Source organism: Polynucleobacter paludilacus (assembly GCF_018687595.1).
Classification (GTDB): domain Bacteria; phylum Pseudomonadota; class Gammaproteobacteria; order Burkholderiales; family Burkholderiaceae; genus Polynucleobacter; species Polynucleobacter paludilacus.
On record NZ_CP061298.1, the window covers coordinates 986,715 to 1,010,636 of the forward strand.

Annotated in this window: 27 protein-coding genes; 8 read left to right on the forward strand and 19 right to left on the reverse strand. The window is 47.0% G+C overall.

From position 1 onward, the window contains the following. Window positions 1-75 precede the first annotated feature (75 nt). The 4 genes from AOC06_RS05245 (at window position 76) to AOC06_RS05260 (ending at window position 3,361) form a co-directional block, all read left to right on the forward strand. Entirely contained in the window at window positions 76-900 is an 825-nt protein-coding gene (locus AOC06_RS05245) for a UDP-2,3-diacylglucosamine diphosphatase (RefSeq protein WP_439650651.1), read from the forward strand. Next, complete coding sequence (locus AOC06_RS05250; RefSeq protein ID WP_215379210.1) at window positions 897-1,925, forward strand: glycosyltransferase family 4 protein; 1,029 nt, start codon at window positions 897-899, stop codon at window positions 1,923-1,925. The genes AOC06_RS05245 and AOC06_RS05250 overlap by 4 nt, the downstream gene beginning before the upstream one ends. Window positions 1,926-1,979: 54 nt before the next feature. Beyond that, entirely contained in the window at window positions 1,980-2,381 is a 402-nt protein-coding gene (locus AOC06_RS05255) for a diacylglycerol kinase (RefSeq protein ID WP_215379211.1), read from the forward strand. A gap of 107 nt (window positions 2,382-2,488) precedes the next feature. Next, on the forward strand, window positions 2,489-3,361 hold the full coding sequence (locus AOC06_RS05260; RefSeq protein ID WP_215381834.1) for a GNAT family N-acetyltransferase: 873 nt from the start codon (window positions 2,489-2,491) through the stop codon (window positions 3,359-3,361). Between the two features lie 17 nt (window positions 3,362-3,378). Here AOC06_RS05260 and AOC06_RS05265 read toward each other — a convergent pair whose 3' ends face one another. The 6 genes from AOC06_RS05265 to AOC06_RS05290 all read right to left on the reverse strand — a co-directional run bounded on the left by AOC06_RS05265 (window position 3,379) and on the right by AOC06_RS05290 (window position 8,198). Further along, window positions 3,379-4,860: a Ppx/GppA phosphatase family protein gene (locus tag AOC06_RS05265; RefSeq protein WP_215381835.1), complete on the reverse strand. Its 1,482-nt coding sequence runs from the start codon at window positions 4,858-4,860 to the stop codon at window positions 3,379-3,381. A gap of 176 nt (window positions 4,861-5,036) precedes the next feature. Next, window positions 5,037-5,159, reverse strand: a complete 123-nt coding sequence (locus tag AOC06_RS05270; RefSeq protein ID WP_305120694.1) for a GDCCVxC domain-containing (seleno)protein — start codon at window positions 5,157-5,159, stop codon at window positions 5,037-5,039. 132 nt (window positions 5,160-5,291) lie between these two features. Further along, on the reverse strand, window positions 5,292-6,767 hold the full coding sequence (locus AOC06_RS05275) for a DUF2252 domain-containing protein (protein ID WP_215379216.1): 1,476 nt from the start codon (window positions 6,765-6,767) through the stop codon (window positions 5,292-5,294). Between the two features lie 60 nt (window positions 6,768-6,827). Continuing rightward, window positions 6,828-7,319: an arsenate reductase ArsC gene (locus tag AOC06_RS05280; RefSeq protein ID WP_215379219.1), complete on the reverse strand. Its 492-nt coding sequence runs from the start codon at window positions 7,317-7,319 to the stop codon at window positions 6,828-6,830. Window positions 7,320-7,331: 12 nt separating this feature from the next. Continuing rightward, entirely contained in the window at window positions 7,332-7,514 is a 183-nt protein-coding gene (locus AOC06_RS05285; RefSeq protein WP_215379222.1) for a hypothetical protein, read from the reverse strand. Window positions 7,515-7,604: 90 nt separating this feature from the next. Beyond that, a complete protein-coding gene (locus tag AOC06_RS05290; protein ID WP_215271602.1) occupies window positions 7,605-8,198 on the reverse strand; it encodes an SRPBCC family protein in 594 nt (197 codons plus the stop codon). 208 nt (window positions 8,199-8,406) lie between these two features. On the opposite strand from AOC06_RS05290, the gene AOC06_RS05295 reads away from it, so the two are divergent. The 3 genes from AOC06_RS05295 (at window position 8,407) to AOC06_RS05305 (ending at window position 10,427) form a co-directional block, all read left to right on the forward strand. Continuing rightward, window positions 8,407-9,369, forward strand: a complete 963-nt coding sequence (locus tag AOC06_RS05295; RefSeq protein WP_215379225.1) for a hypothetical protein — start codon at window positions 8,407-8,409, stop codon at window positions 9,367-9,369. 264 nt (window positions 9,370-9,633) lie between these two features. Continuing rightward, window positions 9,634-10,116, forward strand: coding sequence for an MgtC/SapB family protein (locus AOC06_RS05300; protein ID WP_215379229.1), 483 nt, complete (start codon window positions 9,634-9,636; stop codon window positions 10,114-10,116). Between the two features lie 110 nt (window positions 10,117-10,226). Beyond that, window positions 10,227-10,427, forward strand: a complete 201-nt coding sequence (locus tag AOC06_RS05305; RefSeq protein ID WP_112204274.1) for a hypothetical protein — start codon at window positions 10,227-10,229, stop codon at window positions 10,425-10,427. Window positions 10,428-10,435: 8 nt separating this feature from the next. On the opposite strand, the gene phoR is transcribed toward AOC06_RS05305, so the two are convergent. From phoR to AOC06_RS05360, 11 genes are all read right to left on the reverse strand, one after another. After that, window positions 10,436-11,767 carry a phosphate regulon sensor histidine kinase PhoR gene (gene phoR / locus AOC06_RS05310; protein WP_215379232.1) on the reverse strand — a complete coding sequence of 444 codons (1,332 nt, stop codon included), beginning with the start codon at window positions 11,765-11,767 and terminating at the stop codon, window positions 10,436-10,438. Window positions 11,768-11,833: 66 nt separating this feature from the next. Next, window positions 11,834-12,547 (reverse strand): phosphate regulon transcriptional regulator PhoB, encoded by a 714-nt coding sequence (gene phoB, locus AOC06_RS05315; RefSeq protein WP_215379235.1) that lies wholly within the window; start codon window positions 12,545-12,547, stop codon window positions 11,834-11,836. Between the two features lie 24 nt (window positions 12,548-12,571). Further along, the gene (gene phoU / locus AOC06_RS05320; RefSeq protein WP_215379239.1) at window positions 12,572-13,279 is read right to left on the reverse strand and encodes a phosphate signaling complex protein PhoU; all 708 of its coding nucleotides are present in this window, start codon (window positions 13,277-13,279) and stop codon (window positions 12,572-12,574) included. Between the two features lie 12 nt (window positions 13,280-13,291). Further along, on the reverse strand, window positions 13,292-14,080 hold the full coding sequence (gene pstB, locus AOC06_RS05325; protein ID WP_255880097.1) for a phosphate ABC transporter ATP-binding protein PstB: 789 nt from the start codon (window positions 14,078-14,080) through the stop codon (window positions 13,292-13,294). Between the two features lie 65 nt (window positions 14,081-14,145). After that, the gene (gene pstA / locus AOC06_RS05330) at window positions 14,146-15,012 is read right to left on the reverse strand and encodes a phosphate ABC transporter permease PstA (protein WP_215379245.1); all 867 of its coding nucleotides are present in this window, start codon (window positions 15,010-15,012) and stop codon (window positions 14,146-14,148) included. Next, window positions 15,009-15,998: a phosphate ABC transporter permease subunit PstC gene (gene pstC, locus AOC06_RS05335; protein ID WP_215379248.1), complete on the reverse strand. Its 990-nt coding sequence runs from the start codon at window positions 15,996-15,998 to the stop codon at window positions 15,009-15,011. Before pstC ends, pstA begins: the two co-directional genes overlap by 4 nt. 75 nt (window positions 15,999-16,073) lie before the next feature. Continuing rightward, complete coding sequence (gene pstS, locus AOC06_RS05340; protein WP_215379250.1) at window positions 16,074-17,102, reverse strand: phosphate ABC transporter substrate-binding protein PstS; 1,029 nt, start codon at window positions 17,100-17,102, stop codon at window positions 16,074-16,076. A gap of 130 nt (window positions 17,103-17,232) precedes the next feature. Beyond that, the gene (gene glmM, locus AOC06_RS05345; RefSeq protein ID WP_215379253.1) at window positions 17,233-18,576 is read right to left on the reverse strand and encodes a phosphoglucosamine mutase; all 1,344 of its coding nucleotides are present in this window, start codon (window positions 18,574-18,576) and stop codon (window positions 17,233-17,235) included. A gap of 8 nt (window positions 18,577-18,584) precedes the next feature. Then, entirely contained in the window at window positions 18,585-19,451 is an 867-nt protein-coding gene (gene folP, locus AOC06_RS05350; RefSeq protein ID WP_255879888.1) for a dihydropteroate synthase, read from the reverse strand. Continuing rightward, entirely contained in the window at window positions 19,432-21,354 is a 1,923-nt protein-coding gene (ftsH, locus tag AOC06_RS05355; protein WP_255879889.1) for an ATP-dependent zinc metalloprotease FtsH, read from the reverse strand. Before ftsH ends, folP begins: the two co-directional genes overlap by 20 nt. A gap of 135 nt (window positions 21,355-21,489) precedes the next feature. Further along, complete coding sequence (locus AOC06_RS05360) at window positions 21,490-22,164, reverse strand: RlmE family RNA methyltransferase (protein WP_215335751.1); 675 nt, start codon at window positions 22,162-22,164, stop codon at window positions 21,490-21,492. A gap of 126 nt (window positions 22,165-22,290) precedes the next feature. Between AOC06_RS05360 and AOC06_RS05365 the strand changes: the two genes are divergently transcribed. Beyond that, window positions 22,291-22,896 (forward strand): YhbY family RNA-binding protein, encoded by a 606-nt coding sequence (locus AOC06_RS05365; protein WP_215379256.1) that lies wholly within the window; start codon window positions 22,291-22,293, stop codon window positions 22,894-22,896. Between the two features lie 13 nt (window positions 22,897-22,909). Here AOC06_RS05365 and AOC06_RS05370 read toward each other — a convergent pair whose 3' ends face one another. Together AOC06_RS05370 and greA are read right to left on the reverse strand one after the other, a co-directional pair. Continuing rightward, window positions 22,910-23,374, reverse strand: a complete 465-nt coding sequence (locus AOC06_RS05370; protein ID WP_255879890.1) for a DUF4149 domain-containing protein — start codon at window positions 23,372-23,374, stop codon at window positions 22,910-22,912. Window positions 23,375-23,389: 15 nt separating this feature from the next. Continuing rightward, window positions 23,390-23,866 (reverse strand): transcription elongation factor GreA, encoded by a 477-nt coding sequence (gene greA, locus AOC06_RS05375; RefSeq protein ID WP_215379259.1) that lies wholly within the window; start codon window positions 23,864-23,866, stop codon window positions 23,390-23,392. Window positions 23,867-23,922: the final 56 nt, after the last annotated feature.

A 23,922-nucleotide genomic window follows, 5' to 3' on the forward strand; every position in this document is an offset into this window, starting at 1 on the left:
CAATATAAAGCAAGTCACAAAAGTGACATGAAACTGTCATGATCGTTTCATGAAGGGGGGGCTTAATACAACCTCATGATGCATTACCGCGCTATCTGGATTTCAGACGTGCACCTCGGAACAACTGGGTGTCAAGCTAACTACCTCCTCGATTTCTTAAAACATAACGAAGCAGACCAGTTTTACCTGGTTGGCGACATTATTGACGGTTGGCGTCTCAAGAAATCCTTCTACTGGCCGCAAGCCCACAATGACGTAGTGCAAAAACTTTTACGTAAGGCGCGTAAGGGCGCTGAAGTGATCTATGTGCCTGGCAATCATGACGAAAGCGCACGCCAGTTCTTTGGCCTATCTTTTGGTGATGTCAAGGTTGTTGAAGAAGTCATCCACACTACCCTCGACGGAAGAAAGCTTTGGGTTACCCACGGGGATTTATTTGATGGCGTGATGCAATACGCCAAGTGGCTCGCCTATGTCGGCGATACCCTGTATTCCTTCATTTTGTACGTCAATCGTTACTTCAATATGATTCGCGTCAAGATGGGTCTGCAGTACTGGTCCCTCTCCCAATACCTGAAGCACCAAGTTAAAAATGCCGTAAGTTACATCGCCGACTTTGAACACATCATGGCGCGCGAAGCTCGCCTACGCGGTTGCGATGGTGTTGTTTGTGGCCATATTCATAAAGCAGAGATTCGGGAAATCGATGGTCTGCTGTATTGCAACGATGGGGATTGGGTCGAAAGCCTCACCGCCTTAGTTGAGACACACGAAGGTGAACTCAAGATTGTGCACTGGCCCTTTATTAAAGGTGAGCCGGTAGATAGTCCTGCTGAAACCGACAATGAACCCGCTTTGGGTCAACTCATTCCTAACTTTGCTAAAGAGGCAACACTATGAAAATCATGATCATCACTGATGCATGGGATCCGCAGGTTAATGGCGTTGTTAGAACCCTGAAGCAAACTCGTGCCGAACTCATTGCGATGGGTCACGAAGTAGAGATGATCACTCCCAATGATTTCAAGACCATTCCCTGCCCTACTTACCCCGATATTTCTTTATCTTTATTTCCTGGCAAGACTGTTGCCAGAAAGATTAAAGAATTTGCACCCGATGCAATGCATATCGCGACCGAAGGTCCCTTAGGCTTATCTGCGCGCGCTTATGCAGTAAAGAACAAGCTACCCCTCTCTACCGCGTATCACACCCGTTTTCCAGAATATGTAAAAGCCCGCACTGGCATTCCACTGGCCCTAACTTATGCCTTCTTGCGCTGGTTCCATAAGCCTTCCATGGCAGTGATGGCGCCAACTGTAGTGGTTAAGCAAGATTTAGAAAAGTATGGCTTTCAGAATGTGGTGCTTTGGTCAAGAGGCGTTGATCTGGATATCTTCAAGATGCAAGAGTCAAAGCGGCTCAATTCTGCTCACCCAATCTTTCTATATGTTGGTCGCGTAGCGGTTGAAAAGAATATCAATGCCTTTTTAGAAATTGATTTGCCTGGTTCCAAATGGGTAGTTGGTGATGGCCCCGCGATGGAAGGCATTAAACACAAGTATCCCGAAGTCAATTATTTGGGCGTTCTCAATCAACATGAGTTAGCTGAGGTCTATGCAGCTGCTGATGTCTTTGTTTTCCCCAGCAAAACCGATACCTTTGGTTTGGTCTTGCTGGAGGCAATGGCTTGCGGCACTCCCGTCGCAGCCTACCCAGTGACTGGTCCAATTGATGTCTTGGGGGACTCTCCTGCTGGGGCGATGAACGAGGATTTGCGCGAGGCTTGCATGCAAGCCCTGACGATCCCACGTGAAGTCGCCCGGGCCCATGCTGAGAAATTCTCCTGGCGGGCTGCCTCTGAGCAATTTGCACGCCACCTCAAACCGGTGCCTTCCACTGAAGTGCATGTGACCGCGCTTGCCTAAGTTGTTCACCAAGCAATCAGTCCTGCATTTTCACACTCCATTTAGGGATTTGCTTTGAGTAGCTATCATATCGACCAAAACCCCCACAAGGGCAACAAAGGTTTGACTAGAGCATGGCATGCCGCCAAGAATTCATGGTGTGGAGTGGTCTACGCCTTTAAAGAGGAAAGTGCATTTAGGCAGGAATTAACGCTGCTGATTATTTGCACTCCGATTGCCCTCTTTCTGAACGTCAGCATTCTAGAAAAAGTGGCACTGATCTGCTCCATCATCATGGTCTTAGTCGTGGAGCTCCTCAATTCCAGCGTGGAAGCGGCGATTGATCGAATCTCCTTTGAGCACCACGATTTATCGAAAAGAGCCAAGGATTTTGGCTCTGCAGCCGTCATGTTGGCCCTGTTAGTAGCTGTTTTGATCTGGCTAGGGGTCTGCGCGCCCCTTGTCTCAAAACTGTAATAAAACCGTAATACGATCCTATTTACTAAACGATCAAGGTCTTCCCTATGTCCGACATTCCAAATCCACTTGCGGCCTTTGATATCTTCAATTCCAGATTTGAAGATATGCCTAAGAAATTCAGTAAGTTACGCCCTTTAAAGAAACTGTTTTCTAAGAAGATTGCCAAGAAACTCTTTGGTAAGAAATTTGCGCTCAAGCCCCGTGCCTTGACCCCAGTAACTCAAGATCACGTTGTTGCCAAGCCAGCGAGCAAACCGAAGCGCCCTGCTTTTCAAATTACTTGGGCCACTACACCTAATGAGGTTAAAGAAGCGCAAAGATTGCGCTACAAGGTGTTTGCTGAGGAGATGGGGGCTAATCTTGCCCAAAACAGCGAAGGTCTTGATGTTGATGAATTCGATGCCTATTGCGACCATTTATTGATTCGCGACCAAGAGACTTTAAAAGTAGTGGGTACCTATCGTGTTCTGCCGCCCCATAAGGCTCAGGAAATTGGTCGCCTCTACTCTGATTCTGAGTTTGATCTGACCCGCTTGAACCACTTGCGTCCAAAGATGGTGGAATTAGGCCGCTCTTGCGTGCACGCTGACTATCGCTCTGGCGCCGTCATTATGTCCTTGTGGAGTGGTTTGGCTCAGTACATGCAAAAACATCACTATGAAATCATGCTTGGTTGCGCCAGTATCCCAATGGCGGATGGCGGTCACTTTGCAGCGAGTCTTTATAACTCCCTCTCAGAAGAGCAAATGGCTCCTACCGAGAACCATGCCTTCCCTCGCCTGCCGTTGCCATTAGACAAACTCAATGGCGGCCTGGATGTTGAGCCTCCACCATTGATTAAAGGCTACCTGAAGTTGGGCGCCAAGATTTGTAGCGCTCCAGCTTGGGATCCCGATTTCAATACAGCCGACCTCTTAACCATGTTGCGTCTGTCTGAAATTAATCCGCGTTACGCTAAACACTTCCTCAATATCTAATCTAGCTTCGACCTGCTTTATTTGAGGTCAAGCTGATATGTGCGGCCGATACGTTCCCATTCGGCCGCTTCTTTTAGTAAGCTAAATTCAGTCAGGGGATGCGCACCAGCCCATTCCCGAGATAAGCTCACCAAATAAGAGCCGTCATTTTCAGAGACTTTCACTTTGGGTAGATTGGCATCACTTCTGCCACGGCAAAGTACTTGGGCGAGGCGTAGACAAAACAGCATGCGCCAATCCTGAAAACTGGCATTGCTAGCAAGCTTGCCCAACTTACCAGCATGGCCAATGAGCAAAGCAGCTAGGCGCGCCTGATCATTTTTGGAGAAGCCGGGCATATCGGCATTACCAGCAATATATGCGGAATGCTTGTGATAACCATTATGGGAGATGGATAGACCGATCTCGTGTAAATTCGCGGCCCACTGTAAGAGTGCAATATTTTCTGCACGGCTTTCTAGCTCTGGCTTGGGCAATTGATCTAAAAATTCAGCCGCTAAATTACCGACCCGGGTTGCTTGCTCACGATCGACGGTATAGCGTTGCATAAACTGCTCTACCGTGACATAGCGCATATCCGAATGCTGTGAGCGGCCCAATAGATCGTACAAGACCCCAACTCGCAAGGCAGCATCAGTCACTTCCATCGTCTCAATGCCGAGCTCATCAAAGACCGCAAGCATGATTGCCAAGCCGCCAGGCCAAACCCCGCGGCGCTCATCTTTGAGGCCACCAAGTTGGATGTCGTTTACATGCTCATATTTCAGGAGATGTTTTTTCATGGCACGCAAACCTTCACGCGTAATCAAGCCGCTGCCAGCGTTGACTCGACCCATCGTTAGGGCATCGCCCTGCCCATTGAAATTATTTTCTGCAATGATGTCGGCCAAAGCCCGTGCCGTGCCAGAAGAACCAATCACTTGCTTCCAGCCACTCTTCAAATAGTTTCCAGAAATGACTTGGATTTCTCGACGGGCTGCGAGCTCAGCCTCTTTAAAAGCGTGAGCATCAATATTGCCTCTGGGGAAAAATCGCATACTATGCGATACGCAACCAATATATAAACTCTCCATCAGTTTAGGTTCGTACCCCTTACCAATAATGAGCTCGGTTGAGCCGCCACCGATATCGACTACTAAGCGATTGCCTTGGACTGCGGAAACCTCGTGTGCGGCACCAATGTAGATCAAGCGCGCTTCTTCAACGCCTGCGATCACCTCAATCGGAAAACCTAGAGCTTCTTGCGCATCACTGACAAAGTTTTGGGCATTTTTAGCCACCCGCAAGGTATTGGTTGCGACAGCTCTGACTTTGCTGGGATCAAAACCGCGAATCCGCTCGCCAAAGCGACGGATGGCAGAGAGGCCCCGCTGATAAGCATCGTTCCCTAATAATTTATTTTCGGTCAGACCTGCCGCCAAGCGAACCGACTCGCGCAGGGTATCAATAGGACGTAGCTGGGTACCAGAAGGCGTATGAACAACTTGGGCTACCAGCATCCGAAAACTATTCGAACCTAAGTCAACCGCCGCAACGAGGTCGTTTGCGCCGGGGATAAGCTCGACTGGGTTAGCTGCCAAAGAGATTCCTTAAAGAAAAAACCTGATGAATATGTCTATTTTATGTAAAAAAATGACACATTCATGAAACTACCGCCAAGTCTACTGCATCAGGACTAGGCGGCGAGGTTTTTCTCGGAACTACTGCAATCAGTATTGCCAAAGCTGCAGAAGATGCAGCAATCGCCCGATTTGGGCTTGAGGATAGTGCTACAAGCTTTGCAGCGGTAAAGGTGCATTGATCCATCAGGGATCTCGACAGGCTCTTGAACCAAACAGCTAGGGCAAGTAATGACAGAAACAGTTGGGGCAATTAAGGTATTCACGCACCAATTTTGACCATCAAATATTGCAGGAATAAGACATCTAACTTACTTCGACTGACTACCCTTGTTTTTGGGCTGAGCTACTGGTAGACGCCCTGCTTTAACCGCTTTGCAAAAGAGCTCATAATCAGCCTGGTTTTGTTTTGAATAAGCCTTAGCAAATCGATACAAAGCCTCATCCAGCTTCTTAGACTGGCCGCAATAACCTGAAATGACTGCTGAGTCTCCTGAGCGCGCATGCCCTAATGCTAAAGCCCACCCAAACAGGCGAGCGTAATCCGGAAAATTCTTTAGCGACACTCCATCGGGACCAAAAACAATACCGCCCTTCATATCGCGTAACTGTCGAAGATAGAAACCTTGCCTACTTCCAATCTCATACTCAAGATCGCCGTAGTTCAGAAAAATATCTGGTGCTCCCTGCAACAAGCGCTGGCCAGATACCACCCGTCGACCCATATTTTTATAAACCGATTGGCCGAGATAGGGTGTCAGCACTGAATGCTGTGCTTCTTTGTATTGCAAAAACAAAGGATCGTTCGGTGAATCACCTTCAAAATAAATCACCATACAATTTGTGCCGACGCTGCCAACTCCCACCACCTTCCGCGCAAAGTCTTTTAATGAGTAACGCTCAAATAGCACTTTCTTATCGGCCAATAAGGTGCTGGAGTAATTCATTAAAGCGTTATTCACCAAATCAATCACCGGGCGCCCTTTAAATAGCGGAGAGAAGTGCTGAATCAAGGGTGGCTGATTGATGATCTTGCGATCTTTACCAACCAAGGTGGTTAATTTTTGTAGCACCTGAATCTTGGTTTGCCCTTTAGTCTGCTTCAAAAAAGCATCTAAGGTTTTTTGATGGGACTTACTAAAGTGTTTGCGGATATCCTCTTCCCCAATAAATTGCTGGGCAATTTGGATATAGGGCATCTGGGCATATTCAGCCATTCGCTTTTGATACTCAGAAGTAATTCTTTGTACCAGTAACTTACTGGTTTTTTCATCACCACCGAGTGTTTCACAAGCAATTACAGCACTCGTTACCAGGCGCTTAATGTCGTACTCCCAACTGCCAGGCAGTGTTTCATCAAAATCATTAATTCCGAAAACTAACCGGTGCTCGGTAGTAGCAAATAAACCAAAGTTGGAGACATGCATATCACCGCACAGTTGCACGGTCACATTCGTTGTTGGCTGGTTTGCCAAGTCCTGCGCCATGATGGCTGCACCACCGCGATAAAAGGCAAATGGTGACTGCAACATGCGCTCATAGCGAATCGGAATCAACTCTTTAATACGACTTTTTGCTTGTCTTTCAAGAATGATGATAGGGTCGAGGCGATGCTGCAAAGGCGTATAAATACCTTGTTGCTCAAAGCTCACTTTTTTGCGAAGCGCCTTACCATCAGAGATGCGTTTTTTAATCGATGGTCGTGGATTTTTGAATGACTCAATCGAATTGAGAATGGCTATCTTGGTTTGGGGGATTTGCTCACTGGCCTTCTTTGCTACTGACATGCGGACTCCGATAGATGGATTTTTCCCATCATACCGCTTATTGACAGCCCCAGAATGGTCTTATTGAAACTGCTGATGGATGCGATGCAAGTGATCTTTGACCTCAAGGTGATCGAGCTTATCGACTGGCAGATTGATCAGATGCTCGATACGGTTACGCAGACCCATTTCCACCTTTCTAAAGGCTTGCAGCTGAGCTTCATAGCCCTCGACTGTTGACGGGTCAGGAAAGCCCCAGTGCGCCGTGGAAGGATGGCCGGGCCAATAGGGGCACTCTTCACCAGCAGCCTCATCACACACTGTGATGATGAAATCCATATGAGGAGCGCCTTCTTGACCAAACTCATCCCAACTTTTGCTACGCAGTAAATTCAGGGGGTAGCCCATTTCCTTTACCAACTGCAAGGCAATTGGATTAACTGTACCCATTGGTTTTGAACCGGCAGAATATCCGATAAATTTTCCGTGACTGAGAGTGGTCGTAAGCGCCTCACCCAAAATTGAGCGTGAGGAATTGCCGGTGCATAAAAACAGGACGTTATAAGGTTTCATGAGTTGTAATGATTAAATGATTTCGTCAATGTTCAAAGCATAACGACTATCGACTAAAAAAGAAACGAGTCTGTCTTTTAGTAATTGGGAGCGCGTTTGCAGCATTTGTTCTTTTACATCCAGATCAGAGGCGCGCAAAAGGGCATCCTGTTTTTCTGGGTTCTGACCCAGGATGGTGTTGCTCAAATTGCTCATTACGCCCCCTCATTTTTATAGATTTGTGACATCGTACAAAGGGGATATTTCAGAATGGTGAAGCTTTGATGACAATCTTGCTGACTACATTTAATTGCAAGCCAACTGTCCTAGGGTGTCCTTCTTTTGGTAAAAATTGCTCGCCATTGCCTCAAAGCGACTGCGGATATTGTTCTTAATGAAGTATTGCGCCACAAAGGCTGGTACCAAGGTATCAATGGCAAACTCGCTCTGGTACAGCACCCTCACCCCATTATTTTCAGACCGAATTTTCCAGGTTCCCCGGTAATAATCGACATCCCCGGAAACTTGACGAAAGGTCAGTAAATTGGTGGGCGTCTCCTCGTACTCCACAATGGAGTGGAGATTAATCGGAAATAGGAGAATTCTCTCTTTGACATCCCGCTCAACCTGAACTTTATTACCCTCTCGGCTGATGACCACCGACTTCTTGATGCCCGGAATTTTGGCAGCGCTTTCGTAATCAGTCAGCATCGTATAGGTTTGGCATTCAGTAGCGGGCATCAGGAAGCTTGCTGAAACCTGAAAGGCATCGCCTGCCCTTTTTACTGTGACTTTGAGGTCAAAATCAGGATTAGCACTCTCAGCGGAAGCCATTTGAGCGCTAGCTATCGAACTCATCACACTCAAGGACATTAACAATGAATACAGCAAGCGTTTCATTCGGTTACTTTACGATTCATATAGATTAAAAAAATGCCCAGATTTCTCTGGGCAAAATTGCATAGGAACAAGCATGTGCCAAGCAGCTGACTGCCCGACCATTTCAATGTAAATGGCTTGCGTGACAGCCACATGACAAGCAAGACAAATACTGCAAAAGGCCTGAGATTGCATTATGGTAATGCTATATCTTAAATAGGATCTTTGTATGCCCCATCGTCTCGCCAATTTCATTGCCCTATCCCTGCTTTTTTTAGCCCTTGCCGCTCAAGGAGAATCGATTCGCTTTGTCGCCCTGGGTGATATGCCCTATTCCCTGCCGAAAGACTTTGTCCGTTATGAGCGCCTGATTAAAGCAATTAACGCCGATCAGCCTGCATTCAGTATTTTTGTGGGTGATACCAAGTCAGGTGACACACCCTGTAGCGATGAATATATGGAGAAGACCACGCGCTATTTCAACTCGTTTAATGCACCTCTCATTTATAGCATTGGTGATAACGAGTGGACCGATTGCCATCGCACTTTAGCAGGCAGCTATGATCCCATCGAGCGACTGGATCGCATTCGTAAAACACAGTTTGTGGATCAAAATAGTTTTGGCAAGCGTCGTATTACCCTCACTCGGCAATCTGATGTCATGCCCCAGTTTGCAAAATTTGTAGAAAACTCACTGTGGGTGAAAGGGAAATTTGTATTCGTGAGCCTGCATATTCCAGGCTCGAACAATAATTACGAGAGAACTCCGGCATCCACCCAAGAGTATCTTGAACGCAATACTGCCAATTTAGCTTGGATTGAATATGCTTTTCAGCTGGCGCAAAAGAAAAATGCTGCAGGCATTGTGTTTGCATTCCAAGCCGATATGTTTTACTCACCACCAGGCGTCGTGAATAACCAAAATAGTGGCTTTGTAGATACCTTGAATCAATTCAGATCATTAGCAGAGAAAACTGCCTTACCTATTCTGTTAATCCATGGTGATAGTCATCGCCTTAGAATCGACCAGCCGCTATTAGATAGCAGCAGACGAGTTTTAGAAAATGTCTATCGCCTTGAAGTCATGGGAGCAGACGAAGTTCAAGCTGTCGAAGTGACTGTCGACGATAGTAAGTCGAGCCCCTTTAGCTTCAGGCCACTCTTAATCCCAGAAAATCTGAACCCTCAATAGCTTGTGGCCTAGCTACCCAGTCGATGGTGTAAAAACCGATTAGCGTAATGGATGCGGGCCTCATACCAAGCTTGCCAGTACTTCAAGATCATTTTTTTCATCACAATCTCCTGCTGGGTTGAACAGGTTCTGAGTTTGACTCCTCACCATGACATTGGCGTGGCGCTTTGATGACTTCTCCGTCTTAATGCTTAAAGCCCTCTATTAACTTAAGCTAAACTCAATCAGAGTTGTATTTAATCTACACCTTGGAAGAGGCAGAAAATGGCACATTGGGATTTTTCATGGGATTTTGCCATGCGCTTAGGCTTGGCTTTAGTCGTCGGCAGTATTCTCGGACTCAACCGTTGGCTACACCACAAATCTGCCGGTATGAGAACACATGCTTTAGTGTCTATTGGTGCGGCAACAGCACTCATGCTGAATAGTCAAATACCGAATTACGATGCCCAAGCTGTCAGCCATGTATTGCAAGGTTTAATTACTGGTTTAGGATTTCTGGGTGCGGGTGTCATCATCCAGGAAGGTACTTCGCAAAAGATTCATGGTCTAACTACTGCGGCCAGTATTTGGTCTTGTGCCCTAATTGGCGCAGCCTTTGGCGCTGGTGAATTTGCAGTTGGCTTTCTTTCGCTTGGTGCCATATTGCTTGCCCTGCTCTTGGGCGGCCCCTGCGAACGCTTAGCGCGCAAGTTAACGGGTAGCAAACTCGGCTCTGAAATTCCACCAGAGCAAGAGGGTTCATGATCCCAAAACCCCTATTTTTAGGCTTTCTAGACCAAAAATAGAGTTTTTGTCATATTAGTTTGGTAGGATTTGCACATCCTTAATCATGACAGTTTTTGCTTATCCAATTTATGAGCCAATATAAGTACGAAGATGCCGTAAGACAGTTGCAAGAATCTGGGGCTATCAGCCTAGTCGATTTCAAGCAGCTCTCCTATGAGGATTTGGTTGAATTGCTGGAAGAAATCAAAGTCTGGTGTCTTTATGCCAATGGTAAACCAGAAAAGCTTGCAAAAGAATCCAAGAAAAAGAAGAAGAAGAAGAAAGACTAAGCCTGAGATTAGGCTTGGATTGCTGAGAGCAAATCTGTCTCCGTATTGGCGACCCGGTCCCTAGGGAAGCGCAAAGTAAACGTACTGCCCTTGCCTGGCGTACTTTCAATTAATAGCTGTGCCTGATGTCGATTGGCAATGTGCTTCACAATCGCCAAGCCTAACCCAGTGCCGCCAGTATCGCGTGAGCGACTACGATCCACTCGATAGAAACGCTCGGTTAATCTGGGCAAATGCTCTGAAGCAATTCCGGGCCCGGTATCGGTTACCGAAAACTCCCCCTGCCCTTGCTCATTCAAGCCCCACCGTGCACTAATCGAACCGCCATTGGGTGTGTAGCGAATCGCATTAGAAACGAGATTACTAAATGCAGAGAGCAGCTCGCGCTCATCACCAAAAAGGTTTTGGCTAGTTTTTTGTTCAAAGCGAAAACTATGACTACCCTGCGACAGTGCTTCCGCATCGTTTTTAATGAGTGCCATCAAGGTATTAAGCTGCACCACCTGTGTCGATGCAGGAACGGCATTCGCTTCCAGATTGGCCAAGGTTAAGAGGTCTTCTACCAAACTCTTCATCCGCTGAGCCTGTAACATCATCAAATCAAAATAATGGTCTTGCTGTGGCTTATCAAGATCAATTGATTGCACAGTCTCTAAAAACCCCATCAATACGGTAATCGGCGTTCTCATCTCATGCGACACGTTGGCCACGAAATCACGCCGCATCGCATCTGCTTTTTGCAAATCAGTGACATCTTGTATCAGCAATAGGTGGCGTTTCTCGCCATAAGGAAAGGCCTGAATTAATAAACTTAAATTACTATCAGGCCCCATTCTTTCGACAATGATCGATTCCTCAAACTGCCGCTTACCCAGATACTGAATAAACTCAGGCCGCCTCAACAGAAAGTTAATGCGCTGACGAGCATCGCGGCGAAAATTCAGACCGAAGAATGACTCTGCTAAGGAATTACACCATTCAATTTGATCTTCATCATCCAGCATGACAATGCCATTAGGAGATGCCTGAAAGGCCTCAATAAAGCGATTATGTTGCTGATCAATTGCTTGAGCGCGCGATTTTAGACCCTGAACCAGACGCTGCAGCCTGAAAAAGACATCCTCCCAAAAGCCGCTGGGAAGTGGCATATTTTCAATGTTGTCCGCAGCCAGATAATTACCGAGGCGGCTCAGATTGATATAGGAATAAATCAGGGGAATGGAGAGGACGGTGATTGCTGCTGCGATGCCAAAGTATGCCCCCCAATGTATTAAGGCAAGATAAGCGGCAACAATCGCCACGGCCAATAGGAGGCTAAATCGGGATAAGGCAGTTAACATGCTGCCATCTTATTGCATCCAGTAAAAAAGCCCTAAAAAGGGCTTGATTGGGGTCAGAAACCGGTTTTAGGTTTCGGTTGGGGTCTTAGTAATCCGGTAGCCACTACCCCGTACTGTTTCAATAAAGCGGTCGCAGTCTAAAGGGGCTAAAGCGGCTCTGAGGCGCTTGATATGGACGTCTACGGTACGCTCTTCAATATAGACCTCACTACCCCAGACCTTATCTAGCAGGTTCGCACGAGAATGCACGCGCTCTGGATTAGCCATAAAGAACTGTAGCAGTCGATATTCAGTTGGTCCAAGCGGAATAGGCTTAGACTCCTCGTTTGGCCTCAGCGCTAAGACCCGATGTGAAATCGGATCCAGCTTCAAGGGGCCTACACTCAATGGCCCAGCATCTTGAACGGGAGACTGGCGACGCAACAATGCCTTCACGCGAGCAACCAGCTCTTTAGGCGAAAAAGGTTTGGTCACATAGTCATCTGCACCTGAGTCAAGACCCAAGACCTTATCAGCCTCCTCACTCTTAGCAGTGAGCATCAAAATTGGTAGGGAGCGAGTCCGCTCATTTGCGCGCAATTCCTTTGCAAACTGCACGCCAGATTTGCCAGGCAACATCCAATCTAAAACAATCAGGCTAGGTAGATTCTCGCGCATGGCATTCATGGCAAGATCTGTTTGCATCGCTTTTTCTACTTCATAACCAGCATGGGACAAATTCACCGCAATCAGCTCTGCAATAGAAGGCTCATCCTCAACAATCAATATGCGGTGAGTCATCAAAGGCTCCGTGTAGTCGCTTGTTTACTCTTTTGAGGCCGCTCGCAATAAATCCGCATGCGGGATATGGCGAACGTCATCACCCTTGACGATATAAATAACAAACTCCGCAATGTTCTTGGCATGATCGCCGATACGCTCAATCGCCTTAGCAATCGTCAGCATATCCAGCCCAGTTGTAATCGTATGGGGATCTTCCATCATATAAGTGATGAGCTTACGTACAAAGCCTCTGAACTCTTCATCAATAAGACGGTCTTCATCAACTACTTCAGCAGCTGCAATCGTATCGAGGCGAGCAAAGGCATCCAAACTACGACGCAATAGCGAGATCGCCATCTGACCGGATAAGCGGATTTCTGAAACGTTAATATTGTGAGCTGCACCAGCCTCGATTAAACGTTTGGTACGCTTGGCTACGCGCTCAGCTTCATCGCCGGCACGCTCTAGGTTGGTAATCGCTTTGGATACTGCCATCACCAAACGCAAGTCACGAGCAATCGGCTGACGGCGGGCAATCAATTCAGTACAAGCTGAATCAATCTGAATCTCCAGATCATTCACGAGCTTTTCATTCTCGATTACGACATTACAGGTCTCGAGATCCATTTGAGTAAAAGCACGCATTGCAGTTGCGATTTGGGACTCAACTAAGCCACCCATTTCAAGGAGGCGACTAGACAAGGAATTTAAATCTGCGTCAAACTGTGACGATAAGTGTTTATCTGGCATGTTCATCTCCAATTAACCAAAGCGACCGGTAATGTAGTCTTCTGTTTCTTTGCGCTTAGGTTTAATAAACAACTCATCTGTCTTACCAAACTCAATTAAGCTGCCAAGATACATGTAGGCAGTGTAATCCGATACACGCGCCGCTTGCTGCATATTGTGGGTCACGATAGCAATGGTGTAATCGTTTTTCAGCTCAGAAATCAATTCTTCGATCTTACCGGTAGAGATCGGATCCAAAGCGGAGGTAGGCTCATCCAACAAAATCACAGAAGGCTTGACTGCAACACCACGAGCAATACACAGACGCTGTTGCTGACCGCCAGAAAGGGATAAACCACTTTGATTGAGCTTATCTTTCGCTTCGGTCCACAAAGCCGCTTTATTCAAAGCCCACTCGACTCGCTCATCCATTTCGGAACGATTGAGGTTCTCATAGAGACGCACACCAAAGGCAATGTTCTCATAAATGGACATTGGAAATGGGGTTGGTTTTTGGAAAACCATACCAATCCGTGAGCGCAATAGATTCAAATCCTGACCAGGATTCAAAATATTGTTGCCGTAAAAATTAATCTCACCTTCAGCGCGCTGACCTGGATAGAGGTCATACATGCGGTTCATAGTGCGGAGCAAAGTGGATTTGCCGCAGCCAGAAGGGCCGATGAAGGCAGTCACTTTACCCTCTTCGATATTCATATTGATATCTTTTAGACCCTTGAAAGAACCGTAGTAAAAATTGAGATTCCGGATTTCTAGAGCATTAACTGCATCACTAGATTGCGAACTATTTTCTGTATTCATATTCGATTTACTCCTCAAGCCTTCACTATCAATCTTATTTAAGTTGAACATTGTTTTCATATCACTCATCCTTGTGCTTTCTCACGGAATACCACACGGGCAAGGATGTTCAAGCCCAACACTGCAAACGTAATGAGTAAAGAGCCGCCCCATGCGAGGTCAACCCAGTTGTCATAAGGACTCATCGCAAATTGGAAAATCACCACTGGTAAGTTCGCCATCGGCGCATTCATATTGGTAGAGAAGAATTGATTGTTCAATGCAGTAAACAATAATGGTGCTGTTTCACCGCTGACTCGCGCAAGAGCCAACAAGATACCAGTCATGATGCCGCTCTTTGCTGCGCGTAAGGTGACGTAAAAAGCGACCTTCCATTTTGGCGTTCCCAAGGCATAAGCGGCTTCACGCAAACTGCCGGGAACCAAACGCAACATATTCTCAGTAGTACGCACCACCACTGGAACGGCAATTAAAGCCAACGCAATCGTGCCTGCCCAGCCAGAGAAGTGCTTTACTTGCGCCACAAATAAGGCATAGACGAACAAGCCAATCACAATCGATGGTGCCGATAACATAATATCGGTCACAAAACGGGTTACCGCCGCAATCTTACTGCGATCGCCGTATTCAGAGAGATACAAACCAGCAAGGACACCCACTGGGGTGCTAATCAAAGTACAAGATGCGATCAACATCAAGCTACCAATGATGGCGTTTGCCAAGCCACCCCCCTCTGAGCCAGGTGCAGGCGTACTCATCGTGAACATATTGAGGTTAACTGCAGCAAAACCTTTAATAAATAGGGTTGCCAAAATCCAAATCAAGAAAATCATACCTAAAGCCATGGCGAGCATAGACAAAGTAAGGCCAATTTTGTTGGTCCGCTGACGACGAGCGAAAACGGCTTGATTAATATTTGCAATTTGACTCATGATTTCACTCCTTTAGCTTTTTCCATACTGAGCAACATCCACTTAGCTAAAGCCAAAACCACGAAGGTAATAAAAAAGAGCGCCAAACCTAAGGCAAATAAGGAAGAGAAATGCAATCCTGCATCTGCCTCACCAAATTGATTGGCTAAGGTTGAGGCAATAGAACTGCCTGGAGCAAATAAAGATGGGGAGATGCGGCTCGCGTTACCAATCACAAAAGTAACGGCCATCGTTTCACCCAAGGCTCTGCCCAAACCGAGCATGACACCACCAACTACACCAGCTTGGGTATATGGCAAAACAATCCGTGTAACGACTTCCCAGCGTGTACAACCGATACCATAAGCTGACTCTTTTAAGACTGGGGGAACAATTTCAAATACGTCGCGCATCACAGATGCAATAAAAGGCAGGATCATCATGGCCAGAATCAGGCCGGCACACAACATACCAATGCCGTTGGTCGGACCAGAAAAAAGAATACCTAAGAGCGGGATCTTGCCGAGAGTAGCTTGAAGCACGGGTTCAATATAGTCGCCAAAAATAGGAGCGAATACGAATAAGCCAAACATACCGTAAATAATCGATGGCACTGCAGCCAACAGCTCGACAGCGGTTCCCAAGGGACGCTTCAAAAAATCTGGGCACATCTCTGTCAAAAAGACAGCGATGCCAAAACTGAGAGGTACAGCAATTGCCAAAGCAATAATCGATGAAACCAATGTTCCATAGATCGAAATTAAACCGCCAAACTGATCATTAACAATATCCCACTCGTCGTCCAAGAAAAATCCAGGGCCGAATGTCTTTAAGGCTGGCCATGCATTGATCAAAAGAGATCCGATGATTCCGGCCAAAACAAATAACACCAACATCGAGAAGAATTGGGTGATAGCATGAAAGAGAAAATCTTGGATACGCTGTCTACGGGCGATCTGAACTGCCTTAGCGCTTGGTAGACCTAGTGTGGAGGATGTCGATTGCATATTGACTTTATTTGTATTGCGTGAAGATAAAAATGGCCCCAAATTACTTTGGGGCCGAATTTATTCTATTAAGAATTACTTAACATCAACCTGTGACCAAACACTCTTACGAATGAAGTTGGTTGTTGCTTCAGGCATTGGAACGTAATCGAGTTCAGAAGCCATCTTGCCGCCATCTTTGAAACCGAAATCAAAGAACTTGATCACTTCAGCAGCGTTTGCTTTGTTATCAGGCTTTTTGTAGATGACAACGAAAGTAGCGCCAGTAATTGGCCATGAAGCAGCACCAGGAGCGTTGGTAATGAATGTTTCCATTCCTGGGAATTTAGACCAGTCAGTACCAGCAGAAGCAGCAGCGAATGCAGCAGCAGTAGGCAATACAAACTTCTCGTCCGCATTCTTCATCTGGGTGTAGCTCATGTTGTTTTTCTTAGCGTAAGCAAACTCAACATAACCGATTGAATTCTTGATACGACTTACGTTTGCTGCAACACCTTCGTTACCCTTACCGCTTACAGTAGAAGCAGCTGGCCATTTAACAGCAGCACCAAAACCTACGTTATCTTTCCAGCTCTTATTTACTTTAGAGAGGTAGTTAGTAAAGATTGCAGTTGTACCTGAACCATCAGCACGGGTTACAACAGTGATATCACCAGCCGGAATCTGAACGCCTGGGTTCAACAAGGCGATACGCTTGTCATTCCAGTTAGTTAAAGTACCTTGGAAAATATCAGAGAGAACGTCGCTGGACAATTTCAACTGACCTGGCTTAATACCGTCGATGTTCACAACAGGTACCACACCACCGATGATTGCAGGGAACTGAACCATGCCACCAGCTTGGAGCTCTTCAAAGCTCATTGGAGCGTCAGTTGCGCCAAAATCTACTGTCTTCGCCTTAATTTGCTTGATACCACCGCCAGAACCGATCGATTGATAGTTCAAGCTGTTACCAGTTTTAGCTTTGTAAGCTTCAGCCCATTTAGAGAGTACTGGGTAGATAAAAGAAGAACCAGCACCAGTCATTTCAGTAGCCATTGCAGCAGAAGATACTGATAATGCTACGGCTCCAGCAACTAAAGCCTGTTTAAAAGAGAGTTTCATTTGAGGATGTCCTTGTATAGAAATCGAGAGATAACAACACATGGACGATACGATTTACGTATGACTCTTTTATGACATTAGGTCATCAAAAAAGGCCTAAATCTGGGTTTTTGGGCCTCAGAGTAGAGTTTTAGACATTGGGGACTAAATCAGCGATGCTTTTTGCGCTCTTGAGAGCGATAGCCTGATCCTGAGCCTCAACCATGACTCTTAATACAGGTTCGGTACCAGATGGACGAATCAGCACCCTACCAGTATTTCGAAGATCAGCCTCAACTTGAGCAATTTGAGCCTTGAGCTTCTCATCGGCCCTCCAGTCGTAGCCAGGCTTCATTTTGATATTGAGCAAAACCTGAGGATAAATCGTTACTGAGTCCAAGAGTTGAACCAGGGTTTTCTTTTGCTGACTCATTGCCGCCAAAACCTGTAGGGCGGCAATAATGCCATCGCCGGTCGTGTGCTGATCGAGGCAAAGCAAATGCCCAGACCCCTCGCCGCCCAGCATCCAAGAGTTTTGCTTGAGCAACTCCAGCACATAACGATCGCCTACTGCGGCACGCTCAAATTGAATGCCCAATACTTTAATCGCATTTTCTACGGCTAAATTGGTCATTAAAGTACCCACTACGCCACCAAGTGGTGCACCACGATCGAGTCGATCCTTTGCCAATACGTACAACAATTCATCGCCATTAAATAAGCGACCGGTTTGATCTACCATTTGCAATCGGTCTGCATCACCGTCTAAGGCAATCCCAAGATCGGCCCCTACTTCTTTAACCTTGGCTATTAAAGCGTGTGGCGCAGTTGCACCGCACTGATCATTAATATTGCGGCCATTGGGCTCTACGCCAATTGAAATCACTTCAGCACCAAGTTCTCGAAAGACATTGGGGGCAATTTGGTAAGCCGCGCCATTGGCACAATCAACCACCAACTTCATACCGCGCAAATTCAGCTCGCCCGGAAAAGTTGATTTACAAAATTCAATATAGCGTCCGGCTGGAGCACTTAAACGAGATACCTTACCTAAATGTTCGGAACTAAGGCATCCCAAAGGTTTTTCCAGCTCAGCCTCAATGGCGAGCTCAAAGTCATCCGAAAGCTTATCGCCCTGCGCAGAGAAAAACTTCACTCCATTATCTTGGTACAAATTATGAGAAGCGGAGATCACGACTCCAGCAGATAAACGTAAGGCTTTAGTGAGATAAGCAACGCCTGGAGTAGGCATGGGACCACACAATAGAACATCGACTCCAGCAGAGACGAAGCCAGCCTCTAATGCCGACTCTAACAAGTAGCCTGAGACGCGCGTATCTTTACCGATCAATACCGTACAGCGTTCGCCGGGCTTAGCTTGGCGTGTAAGAACAATACCGGCAGCATAGCCAAGGCGAATCATAAAATCCGGGAGGATCGGAAACCGACCGACTTCTCCGCGAATACCGTCAGTACCAAAGTATTCTTTTTTCATAAGATGAATTATAGGACTGCTTCCCAGAGCTTGAGAGCATCGATGGTCTCGGGTACGTCGTGCACTCGTACAATCCGGGCGCCCCGATCCGCAGCCAAGATCACAGCAGCAATACTACTGGCCAAGCGATCATCCGACTCGCGCCCAGTGAGTTTACCTAGCATCGATTTACGAGAAATTCCTGCGAGCACAGGAAATCCCAACTGGGAAAAGTGTTCGAACTGGGATAGCATCCTGAGGTTGTGTTCCAGGCTTTTACCGAAGCCGAAACCAGGATCAAGCGCGATTCGATCTGCTGATACGCCTTGGTGAATTAAAACATTTGCCCTCTCCATTAAGAAGGTGCTCACTTGCGCAATGACATCATCGTAATGTGGATCAAATTGCATAGTCTGAGGATCTCGCTGCATATGCATCAGAACAATGCCACATTGGGGATGATTCGCTACCACCTCAATAGCCCCCTCTTGGCGTAGCCCCCAAATATCATTAACGCAATCCACACCAGCGTTAAGCGCTGCCTGCATCGTTGCAGACTTGTAGGTGTCAATCGAGAGCGCCACTCCGCAATCGCGCAACAACTCAATCACCGGCATAACACGATCAAGCTCTTCTTGAAGTGCAATAGGTTCTGCACCAGGCCTAGTAGACTCACCACCAATATCGATGATGTCCACTCCACTCTCAATCATCTGCTCAGCATGGATCAAGGCAGCCTTAGCCGATTGGAACTGGCCACCATCAGAAAATGAATCAGGTGTCGTGTTCAGAATACCCATCACTAATGGGCGTTTGCGAGGCTCAAAAAGAAAACGCCCGCAACGCCAGGTTGCGGGCTGAACTACGGACTCAGAATTACGCAGTTGCTGGCGCACTTCCCGATGCTGGTCCGCTACCAAATGCAGTAGAAGCTGTACTTTCCACTACTGGCGCAGTTGTCCCAGCCGAATTACCAAAGACAGTCGTTACGGGTGGTGGCTTAGGCGTGCGTGGTGGACGACCTTCCATGATGTCGGTAATCTGATCAGCGTCTAAGGTTTCCCACTCAAGCAAAGCAGCAACCATCGCCTCAACCTTGTCGCGATTCTGTTCAAGAATCGAACGTGCCAAAGCATATTGACTATCAATCAAGGCCCTAATTTCTGCATCCACTTTTTGCTGAGTGAGTTCAGAAACTGTTTTAGAACTGGTACGACCAAAAATACTCTCAGACTCAGTGTCGACATAGACCATCGTACCCAAGCTATCACTCATACCAAAACGGGTCACCATGTCGCGGGCCATTTTAGTAGCACGCTCAAAGTCGTTTGATGCCCCAGTACTCATCGAGTGCAAGAAGATTTCTTCTGCAGCTCGACCACCAAACAAAATGGCCAACTCTTCCAACATGCGATCTTTATACAGATTGACGCGATCAAACTCTGGCAACTGCCAAGTGACGCCCAATGCCATACCGCGCGGCATGATGGTGACTTTGTGCACTGGATCCGCTTTAGGCAATACCTTAGCGACCACAGCATGGCCAGACTCGTGATACGCGGTGTTACGCCGCTCTTCTTCTCGCATCACTGCAGACTTACGCTCAGGACCCATGTAGATTTTGTCCTTAGCGTCTTCAAAGTCTTTCATATCGACTGCACGCTTATTGCGACGCGCAGCAAACAAAGCGGCTTCGTTAACTAAGTTTGCTAAATCGGCACCGGAGAACCCAGGTGTACCACGCGCTAAGACGGCAGCATTGACATCTGGATCAATCGGCACTTTGCGCATATGCACTTGCAGAATTTGTTCGCGACCCCGAATGTCAGGCAAGCCAACATGGACTTGACGGTCAAAGCGGCCTGGACGAAGTAAAGCGCGATCCAGCACATCCGAACGGTTGGTAGCAGCAACGACGATCACGCCGCTATTACTTTCAAAACCGTCCATCTCCACCAGCATTTGATTCAGGGTTTGCTCACGCTCATCGTTACCACCGCCCATACCAGCGCCACGATGACGACCTACTGCATCGATCTCGTCAATAAAGATGATGCAAGGTGAATTTTTCTTGGCGTTCTCAAACATATCACGCACGCGTGATGCGCCAACCCCGACAAACATCTCAACAAAGTCAGAGCCTGAGATAGAAAAGAACGGTACCTTAGCTTCACCTGCAATAGCACGGGCTAACAGGGTCTTACCGGTTCCAGGAGGTCCTACTAGCAAGACACCATGGGGAATTCGGCCACCCAGTTTCTGAAACTTCTGCGGATCTTTTAAGAAGTCGACTAACTCAAACACTTCTTCTTTAGCCTCATCGCAACCCGCGACATCAGCAAAGGTGACGGTATTACTATTTTGATCAATCAGGCGCGCTTTGGATTTTCCAAATGAAAATGCCCCACCCTTACCACCGCCTTGCATCTGACGCATCATGAAAAACCAGAAACCAATAATGAGTAGCGTAGGTCCAAGGTAGTACAAAGCAGAAACAAACATATTGGGTTCATCGTCGGCTTTACCGGTTACTTGAACACCGTATTTCATTAAGTCACCCACCATCCAAATATCGCCAGGAGAAATAATGGAATACTTGGCACCATCATTTGGTGTCACTTGTAATGTTCGACCCTGCACATCAACGCGTTTAATCTTGCCCGCTTTGGAATCTTCCATAAATTGCGAGTAAGTCACTTGCGGCTGATCTTTGGGCTTATCAAATTGCTTGAACACTGTAAATAGGACGAGGCCCACAACGAGCCAGATACCCACTTTTTGGAACATATTGCTATTCAAAACGAGGCCTTTGCCGGATTAATCCGGGAGTAATTGCATTGCTGATACCTAAGTATTTGATTCTACTACCAGGCTTTTTCAAGGGCTTGGAGTGGGTTTATTTAATAAACCCATGTAAATCGGGGGGTTATTGCCCTATTTAGGAGTCTTTAGTGTGCGTCCAAGGAGAAAGGTTTCGGAGGAGCGATCCCGGGAAGCCTTAGGCTTACGGGAGGCTACCGTTTTGAAAACCTTTTTAAAGGTCTCCACAATCTGGCTATAGCCACTGCCATGGAAGCACTTGATTAACAAAGCCCCATCAGGCTTAAGGTGATTTACCGCAAACTCCAAAGCAATTTCAGCCAAGAAAGCCATGCGGGCTGAGTCTGCCACGCCAACACCAGATAGGTTTGGCGCCATATCAGAAAGAACCAAGTCCACTCTGCCATGATCGGCGGCGGGCAACAATGCCTCTAAGGCTTTTAGCCCCTCGTCTTCCCGAAAGTCCCCCTGTATAAAGCTCACATCAGCAATATCTTCCATTGGCAATAAATCAATCGCAATGATGGTGCCATCGGGCTTGCCAGATTCAATAGCGGGATTGCTCTTGCCGAGCTCAGTCAGGCGATTGCGAGCGTACTGAGACCAACTACCTGGCGCACTGCCAAGGTCAACAATGGTCATGCCAGCCTTAATGAGATGATCTTGTTCGTCAATTTCAGAGAGCTTGTAAACCGCACGTGCGCGATAACCCTCTTTTTGGGCCATCTTCACATAGGGATCAGTTAGATGATCTTGTAACCAACTTTTATTAAATTTATTTTTTGCCACAGCTTGTCCACTTTCAGAGGGCTATTTTCCTTGTTTATAGATCACAAGGCAAAGAATCTGTACAAAATCGGCTCAAATAGCCTCATCTAAGCTCAATTCGGGGCTGCATGCTCTATCATCCACACCATGACTGCTCTTACTCTCACCCCAGCCCAACGTAAAGCCCTCAAGGCTGAAGCCCATAGTCTTAGTCCCGTCGTCATGATTGGCAATACTGGTTTAAGCCCTGCGGTCATTAAAGAAGCCAAATTAGCCATTGCAAGCCATGGCTTGATTAAAGTGCGCGTATTAGGCGATGATCGTGAGGCGCGTATCGCAATGTACGAAACTTTGTGCGACCAATTAGGTGCCGCTCCAGTTCAACACATCGGCAAACTATTCGTGCTCTGGAAGCCCAAACAAGAAATCGATGAACACCTTTTGCATTTAGGTCGTTCTAGCAAGCAAACTAAAAAGACTTTGCAAGCACCTCGCAAATCAACTGCGGGTAAACGTACGAGCACTTCTGAAAGATCTGACCGTCGCTCAAGCGCCAGTAAATCTCCTTTCGCACGTGCGGCTGTTGTCAAGACAGCGAGCAAAACACCCAAGAAGCGAGTCTTACGTTCGGAAGCTGCTGAATCCAAAATTGGCTGGTCATCACCTGGCTACCGCAAAGCAGCTGCGGCTCCAGCGCCAATCAAGAAACGTAAAGTCAGAATGAGTAGCACCAAGAAAAAACTCTTAGGCTAAACGCTGAATACCGTTATTTGGTGGCATCCCAGACGAGCTTGATACCCAAGAGGCTTTGAATCAGATAAACGATGCTGGAAGCACCATGGAGGCGACCAAACATGGTAGCCGCAGGTGATTGCATGACAGGCATCCCTTCAAGCAAGGCCTGATCTCTTAAAGCACTCATCCAAGGTAATAAGACAACACTACCAATCAGGCTGCAAATTAGCATTGCCAATAAAAGCCAACGCATGGATTGGTACTGGAATTGCCCCTGATTCACGAAGCGGTTGGCCATGACCAAGAGCACCAAGCAAACTACAAAACTCAAGTAGGCTTCGATTCTGAAAATATCGCCAGCAATCATGCCGGCCACCTGATGGTCAGTCAGAATGGTAAACAATGCTGGCGCAACGAGATAGCCGGCTGCCAACATGCTGCCAACCCAGAGGCCAGCGACGACAGTGAAAAACCTTGGTGCTTTAGATGCGGACACTGATGACTGAGAGGCTTAGATATATCGAATCGCCAAGATTTCAACTTCCCGATTTCCACCAGGAGCTTGCACTGCAACCACATCGCCCTCTTCTTTACTAATGAGTGCACGCGCGATTGGTGAGCTGATCGAAATCAAGTTACTAGCGATATCAGCCTCATCGTCGCCCACAATTTGATAAGTAAATTGAGTGCCGTCTTCTAAATCTTCAAGATCAACTGTTGCACCAAAGACTACTCGACCGTTGACATCTAATGAAGCAGGATCAATCACTTGAGCAGCAGACAACTTGCTTTCTAATTCTTGAATGCGCCCCTCAATGAAGCCCTGCTTTTCTTTGGCTGCATCATATTCAGCATTCTCAGAGAGGTCGCCTTGTGCGCGCGCTTCAGAGATTGCATTGATGACGGAAGGACGCTCAATATGTTTGAGGCGATGTAACTCCTCTTTCAGAAGTTCTGCACCACGCTTAGTAATGGGAATTGTGCTCATACCGCTAACCTAAATAAGAATCGATTGCCTTGCGCAAATCGCGCAAGGCCTGATTT

Bases quoted from the DNA above. Each gene is read 5' to 3' on its own strand.
- phoB (WP_215379235.1), bottom strand. From the start codon at position 12,547: ATGACTCACCGCATATTGATTGTTGAGGATGAGCCTTCTATTGCAGAG.
- AOC06_RS05245 (WP_439650651.1), top strand. From the start codon at position 76: ATGATGCATTACCGCGCTATCTGGATTTCAGACGTGCACCTCGGAACA.
- AOC06_RS05295 (WP_215379225.1), top strand. From the start codon at position 8,407: ATGCCCCATCGTCTCGCCAATTTCATTGCCCTATCCCTGCTTTTTTTA.
- AOC06_RS05260 (WP_215381834.1), top strand. From the start codon at position 2,489: ATGCCTAAGAAATTCAGTAAGTTACGCCCTTTAAAGAAACTGTTTTCT.
- AOC06_RS05285 (WP_215379222.1), bottom strand. From the start codon at position 7,514: ATGAGCAATTTGAGCAACACCATCCTGGGTCAGAACCCAGAAAAACAG.
- phoU (WP_215379239.1), bottom strand. From the start codon at position 13,279: ATGCCAGATAAACACTTATCGTCACAGTTTGACGCAGATTTAAATTCC.
- pstS (WP_215379250.1), bottom strand. From the start codon at position 17,102: ATGAAACTCTCTTTTAAACAGGCTTTAGTTGCTGGAGCCGTAGCATTA.
- greA (WP_215379259.1), bottom strand. From the start codon at position 23,866: ATGAGCACAATTCCCATTACTAAGCGTGGTGCAGAACTTCTGAAAGAG.
- AOC06_RS05250 (WP_215379210.1), top strand. From the start codon at position 897: ATGAAAATCATGATCATCACTGATGCATGGGATCCGCAGGTTAATGGC.
- AOC06_RS05300 (WP_215379229.1), top strand. From the start codon at position 9,634: ATGGCACATTGGGATTTTTCATGGGATTTTGCCATGCGCTTAGGCTTG.
- pstC (WP_215379248.1), bottom strand. From the start codon at position 15,998: ATGCAATCGACATCCTCCACACTAGGTCTACCAAGCGCTAAGGCAGTT.
- AOC06_RS05270 (WP_305120694.1), bottom strand. From the start codon at position 5,159: ATGCACCTTTACCGCTGCAAAGCTTGTAGCACTATCCTCAAGCCCAAA.
- phoR (WP_215379232.1), bottom strand. From the start codon at position 11,767: ATGTTAACTGCCTTATCCCGATTTAGCCTCCTATTGGCCGTGGCGATT.
- AOC06_RS05365 (WP_215379256.1), top strand. From the start codon at position 22,291: ATGACTGCTCTTACTCTCACCCCAGCCCAACGTAAAGCCCTCAAGGCT.
- AOC06_RS05275 (WP_215379216.1), bottom strand. From the start codon at position 6,767: ATGTCAGTAGCAAAGAAGGCCAGTGAGCAAATCCCCCAAACCAAGATA.
- AOC06_RS05280 (WP_215379219.1), bottom strand. From the start codon at position 7,319: ATGAAACCTTATAACGTCCTGTTTTTATGCACCGGCAATTCCTCACGC.
- glmM (WP_215379253.1), bottom strand. From the start codon at position 18,576: ATGAAAAAAGAATACTTTGGTACTGACGGTATTCGCGGAGAAGTCGGT.
- AOC06_RS05265 (WP_215381835.1), bottom strand. From the start codon at position 4,860: ATGCTGGTAGCCCAAGTTGTTCATACGCCTTCTGGTACCCAGCTACGT.
- pstA (WP_215379245.1), bottom strand. From the start codon at position 15,012: ATGAGTCAAATTGCAAATATTAATCAAGCCGTTTTCGCTCGTCGTCAG.
- pstB (WP_255880097.1), bottom strand. From the start codon at position 14,080: ATGAATACAGAAAATAGTTCGCAATCTAGTGATGCAGTTAATGCTCTA.
- AOC06_RS05305 (WP_112204274.1), top strand. From the start codon at position 10,227: ATGAGCCAATATAAGTACGAAGATGCCGTAAGACAGTTGCAAGAATCT.
- AOC06_RS05290 (WP_215271602.1), bottom strand. From the start codon at position 8,198: ATGAAACGCTTGCTGTATTCATTGTTAATGTCCTTGAGTGTGATGAGT.